The sequence below is a fragment of the Paenirhizobium cremeum genome (assembly GCF_022884085.1).
Classification (GTDB): domain Bacteria; phylum Pseudomonadota; class Alphaproteobacteria; order Rhizobiales; family Rhizobiaceae; genus Allorhizobium; species Allorhizobium cremeum.
Genome location: NZ_JAGGCS010000012.1, coordinates 37,410 through 51,650, shown reverse-complemented (window position 1 = coordinate 51,650; position 14,241 = coordinate 37,410). Strand labels below are relative to the sequence as shown.

Annotated in this window: 15 protein-coding genes; 1 reads left to right on the top strand and 14 read right to left on the bottom strand. The window is 62.5% G+C overall.

The window, feature by feature from the left end; genetic code table 11:
* Nucleotide 1 precedes the first annotated feature (1 nt).
* The 11 genes from phnE (J5N58_RS19540) to phnG all read right to left on the bottom strand — a co-directional run bounded on the left by phnE (J5N58_RS19540) (nucleotide 2) and on the right by phnG (nucleotide 10,065).
* Entirely contained in the window at nucleotides 2–1,501 is a 1,500-nt protein-coding gene (phnE, locus tag J5N58_RS19540; RefSeq protein ID WP_112829917.1) for a phosphonate ABC transporter, permease protein PhnE, read from the bottom strand.
* Between the two features lie 10 nt (nucleotides 1,502–1,511).
* The gene (gene phnE / locus J5N58_RS19535) at nucleotides 1,512–2,474 is read right to left on the bottom strand and encodes a phosphonate ABC transporter, permease protein PhnE (RefSeq protein ID WP_244712430.1); all 963 of its coding nucleotides are present in this window, start codon (nucleotides 2,472–2,474) and stop codon (nucleotides 1,512–1,514) included.
* 96 nt (nucleotides 2,475–2,570) lie between these two features.
* Nucleotides 2,571–3,479, bottom strand: coding sequence for a phosphonate ABC transporter substrate-binding protein (gene phnD / locus J5N58_RS19530; RefSeq protein WP_112830011.1), 909 nt, complete (start codon nucleotides 3,477–3,479; stop codon nucleotides 2,571–2,573).
* A 79-nt stretch (nucleotides 3,480–3,558) separates the two neighbouring features.
* Nucleotides 3,559–4,416 carry a phosphonate ABC transporter ATP-binding protein gene (phnC, locus tag J5N58_RS19525; RefSeq protein ID WP_112829915.1) on the bottom strand — a complete coding sequence of 286 codons (858 nt, stop codon included), beginning with the start codon at nucleotides 4,414–4,416 and terminating at the stop codon, nucleotides 3,559–3,561.
* Between the two features lie 123 nt (nucleotides 4,417–4,539).
* On the bottom strand, nucleotides 4,540–5,154 hold the full coding sequence (locus J5N58_RS19520; protein WP_112829914.1) for a DapH/DapD/GlmU-related protein: 615 nt from the start codon (nucleotides 5,152–5,154) through the stop codon (nucleotides 4,540–4,542).
* On the bottom strand, nucleotides 5,151–5,858 hold the full coding sequence (gene phnL / locus J5N58_RS19515) for a phosphonate C-P lyase system protein PhnL (protein ID WP_113338553.1): 708 nt from the start codon (nucleotides 5,856–5,858) through the stop codon (nucleotides 5,151–5,153). Before phnL ends, J5N58_RS19520 begins: the two co-directional genes overlap by 4 nt.
* A gap of 14 nt (nucleotides 5,859–5,872) precedes the next feature.
* Entirely contained in the window at nucleotides 5,873–6,649 is a 777-nt protein-coding gene (phnK, locus tag J5N58_RS19510; RefSeq protein WP_244712428.1) for a phosphonate C-P lyase system protein PhnK, read from the bottom strand.
* 178 nt (nucleotides 6,650–6,827) lie between these two features.
* Nucleotides 6,828–7,730 carry an alpha-D-ribose 1-methylphosphonate 5-phosphate C-P-lyase PhnJ gene (locus tag J5N58_RS19505; protein WP_112827492.1) on the bottom strand — a complete coding sequence of 301 codons (903 nt, stop codon included), beginning with the start codon at nucleotides 7,728–7,730 and terminating at the stop codon, nucleotides 6,828–6,830.
* A gap of 139 nt (nucleotides 7,731–7,869) precedes the next feature.
* Nucleotides 7,870–8,982 carry a carbon-phosphorus lyase complex subunit gene (locus tag J5N58_RS19500; protein ID WP_112827493.1) on the bottom strand — a complete coding sequence of 371 codons (1,113 nt, stop codon included), beginning with the start codon at nucleotides 8,980–8,982 and terminating at the stop codon, nucleotides 7,870–7,872.
* 4 nt (nucleotides 8,983–8,986) lie between these two features.
* On the bottom strand, nucleotides 8,987–9,595 hold the full coding sequence (gene phnH, locus J5N58_RS19495) for a phosphonate C-P lyase system protein PhnH (protein ID WP_112827494.1): 609 nt from the start codon (nucleotides 9,593–9,595) through the stop codon (nucleotides 8,987–8,989).
* The gene (phnG, locus tag J5N58_RS19490) at nucleotides 9,595–10,065 is read right to left on the bottom strand and encodes a phosphonate C-P lyase system protein PhnG (protein ID WP_113443937.1); all 471 of its coding nucleotides are present in this window, start codon (nucleotides 10,063–10,065) and stop codon (nucleotides 9,595–9,597) included. Before phnG ends, phnH begins: the two co-directional genes overlap by 1 nt.
* A gap of 83 nt (nucleotides 10,066–10,148) precedes the next feature.
* Between phnG and phnF the strand changes: the two genes are divergently transcribed.
* On the top strand, nucleotides 10,149–10,886 hold the full coding sequence (phnF, locus tag J5N58_RS19485; protein ID WP_113443938.1) for a phosphonate metabolism transcriptional regulator PhnF: 738 nt from the start codon (nucleotides 10,149–10,151) through the stop codon (nucleotides 10,884–10,886).
* 61 nt (nucleotides 10,887–10,947) lie between these two features.
* Here the strand turns inward: phnF and J5N58_RS19480 are convergent, their stop codons facing one another.
* Genes J5N58_RS19480 through J5N58_RS19470 form a run of 3 tightly spaced genes read right to left on the bottom strand, consistent with a single transcriptional unit; the run spans nucleotide 10,948 to nucleotide 14,237 of the window.
* A complete protein-coding gene (locus tag J5N58_RS19480; RefSeq protein WP_112827497.1) occupies nucleotides 10,948–11,583 on the bottom strand; it encodes a 2,3-bisphosphoglycerate-dependent phosphoglycerate mutase in 636 nt (211 codons plus the stop codon).
* Nucleotides 11,584–11,606: 23 nt separating this feature from the next.
* Nucleotides 11,607–12,431 (bottom strand): 4-hydroxy-tetrahydrodipicolinate reductase, encoded by an 825-nt coding sequence (gene dapB, locus J5N58_RS19475; protein ID WP_113443939.1) that lies wholly within the window; start codon nucleotides 12,429–12,431, stop codon nucleotides 11,607–11,609.
* Nucleotides 12,432–12,446: 15 nt separating this feature from the next.
* Entirely contained in the window at nucleotides 12,447–14,237 is a 1,791-nt protein-coding gene (locus J5N58_RS19470) for an ABC transporter ATP-binding protein (RefSeq protein WP_113447074.1), read from the bottom strand.
* Between the last annotated feature and the right edge of the window lie 4 nt (nucleotides 14,238–14,241).

Sequence of the window (14,241 nt, the reverse complement as noted above, 5' to 3'; positions counted from 1 at the left end):
TTCAGCGTTTCGTCCCCATCAGCCGTGAGCGCAGAGCGTTTGAAATGGAATCGAAGATGAAGACGACGAGCAGGATCAGCAGCACCATGTAGGCCACGTTCTCCCAGTCGGAATTTGTCCGCATCGCTTCCCAGAGCTTCAGGCCGATGCCGCCTGCGCCGACGGCGCCGATGATGGTTGCCGAGCGCGTGTTCGATTCCCAGAAATAGAGTGCCTGCGATGCGAAGACCGGCAGCACCTGCGGCAGGATGCCGAAGCGATGCACCGCGACCGCCGCCGCTCCCACCGACTTGACGCCCTCACGCTGCTTGTCGTCGATGTTCTCCAGCGCTTCCGAATAGAGTTTGCCGAGCGTGCCGGTATCGGTGAAGAAAATCGCGGAAATGCCGGCGAGCGGTCCGGGGCCGAAGGCGCGGGTGAAGAACAGCGCCCAGATGAACATGTCGACCGACCGCTGGAAATCGAAGAAACGTTTGGTGGCCTGGTTCAGCACGCCGTTTCTGGTGATGTTGCGCGCCGCGATGAAGGAGAGCGGGAAGGCAACGACCATGGCGAAGAGCGTGCCGACGAAAGCCATGACAATCGTCTGCAGAAGTTTGGTCCAGACGTCCAGATGCTGCCAGGACGGGTTGTAGAGGATGTCGTTGATCGCGAGCGACAGATTGCTGCGCGACGGGTCGAGCCGTTCGCCGGACGCAATCAGGCTGGCAACTTCGCTGAACGATTTGCCGAAGAAAGCGGAATTCGTGTCGAAGATGAAGTTCGCCCAGCCGAGGAAACGCTTGTGGATTTTGACCACGTCGTCCCGGATTTCGGCCCATCCGGAAAACCCGAAGGCAAGCACGATCTTCTCGCCGGGCGCTCGCTGGCTCGCCCATGTCGGCAGGGGGGCGTCGGCAATGACGCCACCTTCTGCCCGAAGCGTGGCCGAAAGGGTCTCGCCTCCGCGAACGACCTCGACGCGTTCCGGCGTCACTTCGATCCGGTCGGTCGAATTCATCTTAACGGTTGCCCGGGTCACGACTTCTTCGGTGCGGGTTTCGCTACGGGCGGCGTTGCCGTCCTGACCGTTGCCGGTCGCGGCGTTCGGCGCGAGGAAGGAGAAGGAGGATGTCGGTTTGGCAATGGTCGGCTGTTCTGCCGCCGGGACCTCGATCCTGCGGGTCACCATCTTGCGTTCGGCAACCAGCCAGTCCGGGTTCGGATTGGGGCCGATCGGGTCGAAACGCGGGTAGGAAATCTTCATGTGGCCGTCGGCTTCGACTTCGATGTCCGGGCGGATTTCATAGGAAACCCAGTCGGCGAGATAGGTTCCGGCAATGCCCCAGTTGGCGGTTGCAAGCGTCTGACCAATGGCGAAGAACCACCAGCAGAAGATGAAATAGACAGCGACGCCGGCGCCGATGATCGGGAAGCGGAAACGCATCCAGAAGCTCGGTCTGAGCAGGTTGCCGTGACGGGCGGCTATGGCGTCCATTTCGGCCGGATTGAGCGTATTCATCGGCGGCTCCTCACACGACGGCCTGGAATGCATGGTCGCCGACCAGCTTGCGGCGCAGCCACGCCGAGAACTGGTCCACGGCGATGATGGTCACGAACAGCAGAAGCACGATCGCCAGCGTCTTGGCCTCGTGCCCGCGGCTGATCGAAAGACGGAGCTGCTCGCCGATGCCGCCGCCGCCGACAGCGCCGATGATGGTCGAGGCGCGCACGTTGATTTCCATGCGCAGCAGGAAATAGCTCACGAAATTCGGCATCACCTGCGGCACCATGCCGAACCAGGCGCGCTCCACCCAGTTGGCGCCGACCGCCTTCAGACCCTCGTCGGGCTTCATGTCGGCGTTTTCGATGACCTCGAAGAAAAGCTTGCCGAGCGCGCCGATGGTGTGGATCGAGACCGCGATGATTGCGGGAATGGGGCCGAGAGAAAGGATGGCGAGGAAGAAGCCCGCAAGCACGATTTCCGGAAAGGCGCGCAGGACTTCCATGAAGCGCCGGACGGCTCCGCGTATCAGAGGATTGCGCGTCATGTTTTTGGCGGCGAAGAAGGAAAGCACACCGCCGAAGATGAAACCGATCAGGGTCGACAGGATGGCGATGTTGAGCGTTTCCGCCATCTTGTAGAAATATTCGGGAATGTAGAGCGTATCGGTAACGTAGTAGCGGCCTTCCGTGTAGTCGTACTGGAGACTGCCGTCGTAATAGGGTGAGGGCAGATCGAACATCGCCCGCCAGATTTCCATCCCGTCCCGCGGCAGAAGATCGCCGACGAAATCGAACAGATTCGGCAACCGGTCGATGAATTTACCCGAATTGGTTTCGTTGGCGAACCAGAGCGAGGCCGCAAGCGCGGCCATGAGCACGACGATGCTGATGGTCGTATAGAGGCGCCGGCCGCGGGCAAGTTCCTGCCAGTGACGCTCGACGATGGCGCCGCGTTCGCTGAGGCCTGACTGCAACAGGGTGGAGTTCATGAAAACCGCCTTTTGAGGCCGCGGGATCGGAAGGATACGTCCAAGTGAAACGCCGCCGGATACAGCCCGTATCCGGCGGCGCACGAAAATGGCTTATCAGCCGCCGATCGTTGCCTTGCGGGCGTCGATGATCGGCTTGTAGAAGTCGACGTTGACTTCGGTGAAGCTCTTGAAGTCACCGCCCTGTACGGCCGAGAAGCAGGCCGGATCGTTGGTCGGCATGTCCATCATGAACTTCTTGAACTTGGCCTTCATGTCGTCGTTCATCGAGGTACGGACAACGACCGGACCGTTCGGGATCAGTGGGGACTTCCAGAGTTCTACGAGGTCGTCCATGTTGAGGACGCCCTTGTCGACCATCTTCCTCAGGTTGCCGGAGGTGTAGCCGTCCTTGAAGTCGCCGACGCCGGAACCGAAGGTCGTGCCGGCATCGAAGGTGCCCTTCAGGACTTCGAGAACGAGGTTTTCGTGGCCGCCGCCGAAGCCGGTCTCGGCAACGAATTCCTTGACCGGCACGCCGCCGAGGGCTTCCGGCAGGGTAACCGTCGGGATCAGGTAGCCGGAAGTCGAGTCCGGATCGGCGAAGCCGAGCTTCTTGCCCTTGATGTCGGTGACCTTGGTCATGCCGGAATCCTTGCGGGCAACCATGATCGAGTAATAGCCCATCGAACCGTCGGTCTGGACCGTGGTCAGGATCGGCTCGACGGCCTTGGGATCGGTGAGGTAGATCTTGGCGAAGCCGGAAGCGCCGAGTTCGGCATAGTCGAGCGTGCCGCCGAGCAGGCCCTGGATGACGCCGTCATAGTCGGCCGCCGGGAACAGCGAAACCTTTTCCACGCCGAGAACGGCGGGAAGCTTGTCGACCATGCACTGGTAGTTGCGCAGGCGGTCGGCTTCGTTTTCGCCACCAAGGATACCGATGCGGAATTCCTTGAGGTCTTCGGCATGAGCCGCGCCGACGAGCGAAACGAGCGCAACGGCGGCAAGAAGGGTCTTCTTCAACATGTTCATCTCCTGTTTTTCCGGGCGTGCGGAAAGCGTTCTGATGGATTGCCCTTCACGCGGGCGAACGATCGTCGCGGTTTCAGGCTTCGGCGACCGCCAAAGTGCCGACACCGGCTGATGGGGTTGCGCTCGCCAGGGGCTTCGCGCTGGCAATGTTGATGCTGGTCGATGTCATGCTTTCGTCGATGCCGGCGCCGTCCCTGTCGGAGCCGTAGATGGCGTGCACGGCTTCGGCCGTCAGTTCGTTCGGCGGTCCGTCGAAAACAACGCGGCCGCGCGCCATGCCGACGATGCGTTCGCAGTAGTTGCGCGCGGTGTCGAGCGTGTGCAGGTTGGTGATGACCGTGATGCCTTCCCGCTCGTTGATGTCCTTCAGCGCATCCATGACGATCTTGGCGTTCAGCGGATCGAGCGAGGCGATCGGCTCGTCGGCGAGCACCATCTTGGGCGACTGCATGAGTGCGCGTGCGATCGCCACGCGCTGCTGCTGGCCGCCGGAAAGCGTGCCGGCCGGCTGTAGCGCCGCCTGTTCGATGCCGAGGCGCTCCAGCGCGGCAATCGCCATGATGCGCTCTTCCCGGGTGAAGATGTTGAGAATGCTGAGCGCCGTCGAACGATGATTGAGCCTGCCGAGCAGTACGTTGGTCAGGACATCGAGACGCGGCACCAGATTGAACTGCTGGAAGATCATCGCGCAGTCGCGCTGCCAGTTGCGCAGACCCTGGCCGCGCAGAGCGGAAACCTCGGTGTCGCCGAAATGGATGGAGCCGGAGGAAGGATCGACCAGCCGGTTGATCATGCGCAACAGGGTCGACTTGCCGGCACCCGAACGCCCGATGACGCCAACCATCTGTCCGGCCGGAATTTCGAGAGTGACGGAATCGACGGCGACATGCTGTCCGAATTGCCGCGTTACGTTTTTCAGGTGAAATCTCATATCCGCTCTTTCGACATCATGTCCTACCGGGTCGGCACTGCTCTAGCGTCCCTTGATGAAGTGCGAATGTCAGTAATATGTAGGAAATATTATAAGTGCTATAATATTGATATTAATAGATAATTACGTGTATTTCGCGACGAATTCGTTCGCCGGAAGGGCGCGGAAGTCGCCAAGCGCAGCAAACAGCCGGTCATGATCCCAGTCCCACCAGGCAAGCTTTTCCATGCCTTCTGCAGTCCGCGCATCGAAACGCTCGCGTATGAGTTTGGCGGGCACGCCACCGACGATCGTATAGGGTGCAACATCCTTGGAAACCACGGCTCCGGCGCCGATTACCGCCCCGTTGCCGACTGTCACGCCGGGAAGCACCGTCGAGCCGTGCCCGATCCAGACATCATGGCCGATGACGACACGGTTTTCGCGCCGCCAGGCGAAGAAGTCAGTCTCCATGTCGGCGCCCTCGAAATAGTCGGCGGCGCGATAGGTGAAATGGTGCAGCGTTGCCCGCCAGGTCGGATGATTGGTGGCATTGATGCGAACCGCTGCAGCGATGTTGGCGAACTTGCCGATCGTCGCGCACCACACGGAGCCGTCCTGCATGATGTAGGAATAGTCACCCATCTCCACCTCTTCGAGGCGGGTGCGTTCGGAGACTTCCGTGTAACGGCCGAGCGTCGAGTTGTTCACGCGGGCGCTCTCGTGAATATACGGCTCGAGTCCGAGTTTCCGGGTCATGCTGCAGCCTTCCGCGGCGAAAATTGCGCGACGTCGAGAATGCGGTCCGCGACGAGTTCGCGCACCTCCTCGTCGTGGAATATGCCGAGCAAGGCAACGCCGTCTTTCTTCTTGGCGCGGATCATCTCGACGACGACGGCACGGTTGGTTGCGTCGAGCGAGGCTGTCGGCTCGTCCAGCAGCAGGACGTTGTGATTGGTGATGAAGCCGCGTGCGATGTTCACGCGCTGCTGCTCGCCGCCGGAAAATGTGGCGGGCGGCAGTTGCCAGTGTTCCTTCGGCAGGTTGAGCCTCGACAGCAGCTCCGCCGCTTTGTCACGCGCTTCCACGGCTGGGACGCCGCGAGCGACGAGCGGTTCGGCGACCACGTCGAGGGTGGAAACGCGGGGGACTGTTCTGAGGAACTGGCTGACATAGCCGAGCGTCGAGCGGCGAACGTCAAGCACCGCGCGCGGATCGGCGGTCGCGATGTCGATGATGCGGCCGAGGTGATCGATCAGGATCTGCCCGGAATCGACGGCATAATTGCCGTAGAGCATCTTCAGGATCGAGCTCTTGCCGATGCCCGACGGGCCGCCGAGCACGACGCATTCGCCGCCGGCAACCGAAAACGAAACATTGGAGACGACCGGCAGCCTGAGGCCGCCGCGCAGATGCATGGTGAAGCTCTTCGAGACTTCGGAAACGACGAGAGGCGTGGCCATGGTTTTTCCTGTTCTCAGACCTGCAGGATCGAGGAGACGAGCAGTTGGGTGTAGGGTTTGCGCGGGTCGTCCAGCACCCGGTCGGTCAGGCCGTGCTCGATCACATGTCCGTCCTTCATCACCATCATGCGATGGGAAAGAAGGCGGGCGACGGCCAGATCATGGGTGACGACGATGGCTGCAAGGCCGAGATCGTTGACGAGACCGCGCACGAGGTCGAGCAGGCGCGCCTGGACGGAAACGTCGAGGCCCCCGGTCGGCTCGTCCATGAAAACAAGCCGCGGGCCGGTCACGAGATTGCGGGCGATCTGCAGGCGCTGGCGCATGCCGCCCGAAAAGGCGCGCGGCTGGTCGTCGATGCGGTCCGTGGAAATTTCAACGCGCTCCAGCCACTCCGACGCCGTCTGGCGAATGCGGCCGTAGTGCCGGTCGCCGACCGCCATCAGCCGTTCGCCGACATTCGCGCCGGCGGACACCGTCATGCGCAGGCCGTCGGCCGGGTTCTGGTGCACGAAGCCCCAGTCGGTGCGCATCAGGAAGCGGCGCTCGGCCTCGTTCATGTGGTAGAGGTCGCGGTATTGGCCGTCGCGCATGTGATATTCAACGCTGCCGGTCGTCGGCATCAGCCGGGTCGAGATGCAGTTGAGCAGGGTGGTTTTGCCCGAACCGGACTCGCCGACGATGGCGAGAACCTCTCCCGGCCAGAGTTCGAAGGCGACATTGCTGCAGCCGATGCGGCTGCCGTAAAATTTCGACAGGTTTCGAACCTTGAGAAGCGGTTGGTCGGTCATTGCGAAACGTTCCTTACATTGTGACGGAAGACCCCCTCTGGGCTGCCGCCCATCGCCCCCACAAGGGGGGAGAACACCGGTGGCAATGCCTCTGTCCCATTCCGACGCGAGTGCGGCAGATTAAGCCCCTCCTCCCTGTGGGGAGGGGTTGGGGAAGGGGCTTTATCGTGAATGAAGTTCATTCCGCCGCCTCCCTGTCCGTTGCCAGCAGGTGGCCGGCATGGCCGTGTTCCCGGCGCTCCTCGCAATGGTCGGTGTCGGAGCAGACGAACATGCGCCCGCCCTTGTCATCGAGAATGACCTCGTCGAGATAGACGTTCTCGGCGCCGCAGAGCGCGCAGGGCTTGTCGAAGCGCTGGATCTCGAAAGGATGGTCCTCGAAATCGAGGCTGACGACTTCGGTAAAGGGGGGAACCGCATAGATCCGCTTTTCGCGCCCGGCGCCGAAAAGCTGGAGCGCCTCCGACATATGCATTTTCGGATTGTCGAATTTCGGCGTCGGCGATGGATCCATCACGTAACGGCCGGCGACCTTGACCGGATAGGCATAGGTGGTGGCGATCCTGCCGTTTCGGGCGATGTCCTCGTAGAGCTTCACATGCATGAGGCCGTATTCTTCCAGCGCATGCATCTTGCGGGTTTCCGTCTCGCGAGGTTCGAGGAAGCGCAACGGTTCAGGGATCGGCACCTGATAGACCAGAATCTGGTTTTCCGAGAGCTTTTCCTCGGGAATGCGATGGCGGGTCTGGATGATCGTCGCCTCGCGGGTGTGGGTGGTGACCGCGACATTGGCCACCTTCTGGAAGAAGGCCCGGATCGAAACGGCATTGGTCGTATCGTCGGCGCCCTGGTCTATCACCTTCAGCACGTCCTCGGGTCCGAGGACCGAGGCCGTGACCTGCACCCCGCCGGTCCCCCAGCCATAGGGCATGGGCATCTCCCGGGAGGCGAAGGGCACCTGATAGCCGGGTATTGCGATGGCCTTCAGGATTGCGCGGCGGATCATCCGCTTGGTCTGTTCGTCCAAATAGGCGAAATTATAACTCGCCAGGTCGCCATACTGCGAAACTTCTTGCGTCATCGGGCGTTGTCCTTGCTCTGAAGGAGGTGCTGGGTATGGAAGTCAGCGTGATACTTACGATCATCATCGCGACCATGATCGCCGCGACCGTTGTCAGCGCATATTGGTTCCAAGAGGAAAGGGACTAGGCTGACGCGGGTCATTCCGCAGCCTCGGCGCGGGCGTCGGCGTCCGTTTCGCCGCGTGCGGCGTCGAAGTCGCGGCGCATGCGGCGGACGAGATCGAGTTCGGCCTGGAAGTCGACGTAATGCGGCAGCTTGAGGTGTTCCACGAAGCCGGTCGCCTGCACGTTGTCGGAATGGGATATGACGAATTCCTCGTCCTGCGCCGGAGCGACGATGTCCTCGCCGAGTTCGCTCGCGCGAAGTGCGCGATCGACCAGCGACATCGCCATGGCCTTGCGTTCGCTCTGGCCGAACACGAGCCCGTATCCGCGGGTGAATTGCGGCGGAGCCTTGGCCGAACCCTTGAACTGGTTCACCATCTGGCATTCGGTTACGCGGATAGGGCCAAGCGATACGGCAAAGCCCAGTTCCGGGACCTCGATCTCCACATCCACTTCTCCGATCCGGATTTCGCCAGCAAAGGGGTGGGTGCGGCCATAGCCGCGCTGTGTCGAGTAGGCGAGCGCCAACAGAAAGCCCTCGTCGCCGCGCGCAAGTGCCTGAAGGCGCAGGTCGCGGGCCATAGGAAACTCGATCGGCTCGCGGGTAATGTCGCCCGCGATATGATCCTCCGGCATGTCGCCGTCAGCCTCGACAAGGCCTTCCTGAGCGAGAATGTCGGAAACGCGCATGACCTTTTCATCGCTGGCCGGGCGAAGAGCGGGCTCTTCCACATCCGCATCCTCGAGCATGGAGACATCGAGAAGCCGATGGGTGTAGTCGAAGGTCGGCCCGAGCAGCTGTCCGCCCGGCAGGTCCTTGTAGGTCGCAGAAATACGCCGCTCCACGCGCATGCGGCCGGTGTCGATCGGGACGGAATAGCCGAAGCGCGGTAATGTCGTGCGATAGGCGCGGAGCAGAAAGATCGCCTCGATCATGTCGCCCCGCGCCTGCTTGACGGAGAGGGCGGCAAGCGCCCGGTCATGCAGCGATGCCTCGGCCATGACGCGGTCGACCGCGAGGCCGAGTTGTTCGACGATTTGCTCGATCGTGAGCGAGGGCAGCGAACGGTCGCCTCGGCGCCGGTCGGCGAGCAGGCGGTGAGCGTTTGCGATGGCCGCCTCGCCACCCTTTACGGCAACATACATGGTCTCACATCTCCCTTGCGGTGATCTTGCATGTCCGCGGCAGGCCGAGCATTTCGCTGCCCGCCGTCAGCACGACGTCGACGCCGCGCGGGAAAAGCGCCCGGTTGTCGGCCCATTGCCTCAGAAACATCTCCGGCAGGCCCTTTGGCGCGATATGCGCTGTTTCCTTGATACCCGGACCGGTGACCGCGAGACCCGGTCCGCCTTCGAGGCTTGCGACTTCGATGACGATGGTCGTCGAACGGTCCGGATATTCCTGGGTCCCGGAAGAAAAGAGGCCGAAGGAGGCGAGTGTCGTGCCGGCTTCCGCAAAAGCGAAGCGGGCTTCGACCTTTTCGCGGGTCAGCGGAGCGCCGGTGTGGAAGGCGATCCAGTCGCCGACTGGCGATTTTGAAAGCCCGGCCGTGAGCCAGACCGGCGTATCGTGGTCGCAAAGGGTCAACGCAATCGCTCCTGCCGCCGGGCCGAGGGGCGGCGGCGGGCTGACCTGTGGCGCGACGGTACGGATGCTGCCCGGGCGCGCCATGCAGTCCATCAGGGTGCGAAAGACGCTCTGGGCATGGAAAACCGGTTCGGTGAAGCCGCCGGTCAGGGCATCGGTTTTCGGGTCCATCATTCCTCTCCCCTTACCATGGTGAAGAAATCGACGCGGGTCGCCGCCGTCTCTTCCGCCTTGCTGCGTTCCGCGGCTTCGATGCGGGCGGCGACGGGCTGGAGCAACTGCGCTTCGATGAAAGGCCGGTGTTCGGCCTCCTGCCACAGTGCATCGAAGATCGCGGCAAGCCGGGCCCGGCTGCGGTCGGTGCCGAGTACATGTCCGTGGCCGACGGTTCCGGATGAAAGCCGGACCGCTGCCCTGCTGACGGTTGCCTCGCCGAGATTAAAGGCCGCGCCGCCGCCGCCGATGCGTCCGCGCACCATGACGAGGCCGGTCTCCGGTCCGCGCAGCGCCTCGACAGCGGGTTGCGGTTCCAGGGTCTCCCAAACGGTTTTCAGTTCGGTGACAGTCGCCCTGGCCAGCAGGTCCGTCACCCTCTTTCGCTGCGGCGAACCGGTCGCCCTGTCTTGTTCTGCGGTGTCCATTGCCAAACCTCAAAATGTCTATTAATATAGACAACTATACAAGTTAAATTATAGCTACCAATCGAGCGTGACAAGCGTGTGACATGACGGACGTGGCAACGGTTCAGAGGCAGAAGGGCGTGGCGCTTTGGCGCCAGATCGCCGACAAGATCAGGGCGAATATCTCTGCGGGCGAATATGACTCGACCGGCATGGTGCCGCCGGAAACAGTGCTGGCCGAGCAGTTCGGCGTGAATCGTCATACGATCCGCAGCGCGTTGGCGGCGCTCGGGCAGGAGGGCATCGTTCGCGCCATGCAAGGCCGCGGAACGATGATCGAGGTGAAGGACCGCTTCAATTTCCCGATTTCCAAGCGAACACGCTTCACCCAGGGCATAGGTCGCCAGGCGCGCGATATCGAGGGATTTCTCCTGTCATCGGCGCGCGAGATTGCCACGGCCGAGGTCGCCCGCTGGCTGAAGCTTGCGCCCGGAACCGAGGTTATCAGGCTGGAAGCGGTGCGCAAGGCTGACGGCCGCGCTCTTTCGCGGGCAACGACCTGGTTTCCCGCGGCCCGCTTCGAGGGCATTGCGGAAGTCTTCGCTAAGACGGGTTCGGTGACAAAGGCGTTGTCGGAGTTCGGCGTCGGCGACTACCTGCGGGATAAGACCGAAATCACTGCCCGGCACGCGGAACCGGATGACGTCGCCACGCTGGAGTTGACGCCGGGCGCGATCGTTCTCGTCACCCGTGCACTCAATACCGACCCCGACGGTGAACCCATCCAGTATTCGATCACGCGCTTTCCTGCGGATCGCGTCCAGTTCACCATCGGTGGCTGATCGGGAGATAGCCTGCCCGGCGGGAAGAGGGCGCGCCGGTCTCCGGCGCGCCTCGAATTTCTCAGTGGGCGCCGGACATGTCGCCGAGCACTTCCTTGGAAGCGACGGTTGAGTCGGCCTTGAGCTTGTAGACCATCGGAACCCCGGTCGCGAGGTTGAGCTTGAGGATCTCTTCCTTGGAGAGGCGGTCGAGCACCATGACGAGGGCGCGCAGAGAATTGCCGTGGGCGGCAACCAGCACCGTTTCGCCCCTGAGGACGCGCGGCAGGATTTCCGTCATGTAATAGGGCCAGACGCGGGCGCCGGTGTCGCGCAGGCTTTCGCCGCCCGGCGGCGGAACGTCGTAGGAGCGGCGCCAGATATGCACCTGTTCCTCGCCCCATTTAGCGCGGGCATCGTCCTTGTTGAGGCCGGAGAGATCGCCGTAGTCACGCTCGTTCAGCGCCTCGTCGCGGATGGTCTCGAGGTTGGGCTGGCCGACATTGTCGAGCACGATCTGGCAGGTCTTCTGGGCGCGGCTGAGTGCCGATGTATAGGCGACGTCGAACTTGATGCCGTAGTCGGCAAGCGCCTTGCCGCCGGCATTGGCTTCCTGCACGCCAAGCTCGGTCAGGTCCGGATCGCGCCAGCCGGTGAAAAGGTTTTTGAGGTTCCATTCGCTCTGGCCGTGACGTACGAGCACGAGGGTACCAGTCATTGCAAAAATCCTCCGAGGCAGAATTATTTGGTGGGATTGAGCCCGAGCACGTCGAGCATGGAATAGAGGCCGGGCTTCTGGCCATAGGCCCATAGCGCTGCCTTGACCGCGCCGCGCGCGAAGATCGTGCGGTCGCCGGCGCTGTGGGAAAGCGTCACCAACTCGCCTTCGCCGGCGAGGATGACCGAATGTTCTCCGACGACGGAGCCGCCGCGTAGCGTGGCAAAGCCGATGGAGCCGGCCTCCCGGGGGCCGGTGTGGCCGTCGCGCACGCGCACCGAATGGCCGGCAAGGTCGATATCGCGGCCCTTGGCGGCTGCCTCGCCGAGCAGCAGCGCCGTTCCCGAGGGAGCGTCCACCTTGTGCTTGTGATGCATTTCTAGGACCTCGATGTCCCATCCGGCCGCGTCGAGCGCGCGGGCCGCCTGCTGCACGAGCACCGAGAGCAGGTTGACGCCGAGGCTCATATTGCCGGATTTGACGATCCGCGCATGGCGGGCGGCGGCCTCGATCTTCGCTTCGTGTTCCGGCTGACAGCCAGTGGTGCCGATCACATGGACAATGCGGGCCTGTGCGGCCAGCGCGGCAAATTCCATTGTAGTCGCGGGAGAGGTGAAGTCGATCACCCCGTGGGCGTCGAGGAAGGCCGCCAGCGGATCGTCGGTTACCGCAACGTCGATCGGGCCGAGGCCTGCGATCTCGCCGGCATCCTTGCCGACCAGCGGCGAGCCCGAGCGCACCACGGCGGCATGAAGGGTGAGGCCTTCGGTCGCGTGAATGATGCGGATGAGCGCCTGGCCCATGCGCCCACCGGCACCGACGACGACGAGCTTCATTGCATCCTTCATGATTTCACGCTGTCCCTAGCTGAGATCGTTTTGTGCGGCGGGTTGCAGGTTGTTGAGGCGAGCGTAGAGCCCGTCCGGACGCTGTGCAAGGCTCTCATGCGTGCCTTCCTCGGCGATCCGTCCCTCATGCATGACGATGATCTTGTCGGCCTTGATGACGGTCGACAGACGATGGGCTATCACCACCACCGTGCGGCCGTGCATGGCCTGGTCGAGCGCCTTCTGCACGGCTGCCTCGGATTCGGTGTCGAGCGCGGAGGTCGCCTCGTCGAGTAGTAGGATCGGCGCATTGCGCACAAGAGCACGGGCAATCGAAAGCCGCTGCCGCTGGCCGCCGGAAAGGGTTACGCCGTTTTCCCCGACCGGGGTGTCGTAGCCGAGCGGCTGTGCGGTGATGAAGTCGTGGGCATAGGCGAGCCGCGCGGCATCCTCGATTTCCGCATCCGTCGCATCCGGTCGACCGTAGCGGATGTTGTCGCGGATCGTGCCTTCGAAGAGGTAGGGCTGCTGCGAGACATAGGCGATATGCTTGCGCAGCGATGCCTTGGTCACGTCGGCGATGTTCTGCCCGTCGATCAGGATTTCGCCGCTTGACGGATCGTAGAAGCGCGGGATGAGTGTGATGACGGTCGACTTGCCTGCGCCGGAGGGACCGACCAGCGCCGTCGTCTTGCCGCCTTCGGCGACGAAGTCGATGCCTTTCAGCACCTTTTCTCCATCCCCATAGGCAAAGGTCACGCCACGGAACTCGATCGATGCATCGGTGACCGCGAGATCGGCCGCACCCGGCTTTTCCCGCTGATGTGGCTGCATGTCGAGGATTTCATAGATCATCCGGGCATTGACCACGGCCCGCTCCATCTGCACCTGCAGCTTGGCGAGCCGTTTGGCGGGTTCATAGGCCATCAGCAGTGCCGCGACGAAGGAGAAGAAGGCGCCCGGCAGCATGTCGCCATAGATCGAGCGGAAGGCGGCATAGGCCAGCACGCTGGAAATGGCGAGGCCGGCGAATGTTTCGGTGAGCGGCGAGGTGCGCTCGGAGAGTCGTGCGATCCTGTTCGAACGTTTTTCCGCAGCGTCTATGGTGGTGCCGACCTTGCGCTCGAGTTGCTCCTCCATGGTGAAGGCCTTGACGATCGCGATGCCCTGCACGGTTTCCTGCATTGCCCCCAGCACGTGGCTGTTGAAGATGATCGCTTCCTTCGTCGCCGCCCGCAGGCGCTTGGAAATGTAGCGCAGCGCATAGAGAAGCGGCGGCGCGACCACGAAGACGATCAGCGTCAGCATCGGGTCCTTGAAGATCATCACGCCGATCAGTGCGATGAGGCTCAAGAGGTCGCGCGCCGTCGAGGTGACCGTCAGGTTGAGCACGTCGCGGATGCCGTTGATGTTCTGGCTGATCTGGGCGGCGAGATGGGCCGAGCGGGATTCGGTGAAATAGCCGAGCGACAGAGTCATCAGATGGGCGAAGAGCCGCCGCTGGTAGCGCGCCACGATATTGTTGCCGATTTTGGAAAGAGTCACGGCCTGACCGTAACTCGCAAGCCCGCGCAGCACGAAAGCAGCGAGAATGGAGCCGCAGATCAGCCAGACGAGGTCGGCGCGCTTGTTGGCGAAGGCCTCGTTGACCACGGATTCCATGATCCAGGCGGTAAACGCCGTCGTCAGGGCCACGGTCGCCAGACAAATGATGGCGAAGATGTATCCGCGGATGTGGTCGCGGCCGTTTTCAGCGATGATGCGTTTGAGGACTGCTGTCACGCTGTTCGAGCTGATAGCTGTCGTCTGTGTCCTGGAGGCGTCCAAAATG

What these genes read in the sequence shown, in the direction of transcription:
- phnE (WP_112829917.1), bottom strand. Translation starts at nt 1,501, where the DNA reads ATGAATACGCTCAATCCGGCCGAAATGGACGCCATAGCCGCCCGTCAC.
- phnE (WP_244712430.1), bottom strand. Translation starts at nt 2,474, where the DNA reads ATGAACTCCACCCTGTTGCAGTCAGGCCTCAGCGAACGCGGCGCCATC.
- phnD (WP_112830011.1), bottom strand. Translation starts at nt 3,479, where the DNA reads ATGTTGAAGAAGACCCTTCTTGCCGCCGTTGCGCTCGTTTCGCTCGTC.
- phnC (WP_112829915.1), bottom strand. Translation starts at nt 4,416, where the DNA reads ATGAGATTTCACCTGAAAAACGTAACGCGGCAATTCGGACAGCATGTC.
- J5N58_RS19520 (WP_112829914.1), bottom strand. Translation starts at nt 5,154, where the DNA reads ATGACCCGGAAACTCGGACTCGAGCCGTATATTCACGAGAGCGCCCGC.
- phnL (WP_113338553.1), bottom strand. Translation starts at nt 5,858, where the DNA reads ATGGCCACGCCTCTCGTCGTTTCCGAAGTCTCGAAGAGCTTCACCATG.
- phnK (WP_244712428.1), bottom strand. Translation starts at nt 6,649, where the DNA reads ATGACCGACCAACCGCTTCTCAAGGTTCGAAACCTGTCGAAATTTTAC.
- J5N58_RS19505 (WP_112827492.1), bottom strand. Translation starts at nt 7,730, where the DNA reads ATGACGCAAGAAGTTTCGCAGTATGGCGACCTGGCGAGTTATAATTTC.
- J5N58_RS19500 (WP_112827493.1), bottom strand. Translation starts at nt 8,982, where the DNA reads ATGTATGTTGCCGTAAAGGGTGGCGAGGCGGCCATCGCAAACGCTCAC.
- phnH (WP_112827494.1), bottom strand. Translation starts at nt 9,595, where the DNA reads ATGGACCCGAAAACCGATGCCCTGACCGGCGGCTTCACCGAACCGGTT.
- phnG (WP_113443937.1), bottom strand. Translation starts at nt 10,065, where the DNA reads ATGGACACCGCAGAACAAGACAGGGCGACCGGTTCGCCGCAGCGAAAG.
- phnF (WP_113443938.1), top strand. Translation starts at nt 10,149, where the DNA reads ATGACGGACGTGGCAACGGTTCAGAGGCAGAAGGGCGTGGCGCTTTGG.
- J5N58_RS19480 (WP_112827497.1), bottom strand. Translation starts at nt 11,583, where the DNA reads ATGACTGGTACCCTCGTGCTCGTACGTCACGGCCAGAGCGAATGGAAC.
- dapB (WP_113443939.1), bottom strand. Translation starts at nt 12,431, where the DNA reads ATGAAGGATGCAATGAAGCTCGTCGTCGTCGGTGCCGGTGGGCGCATG.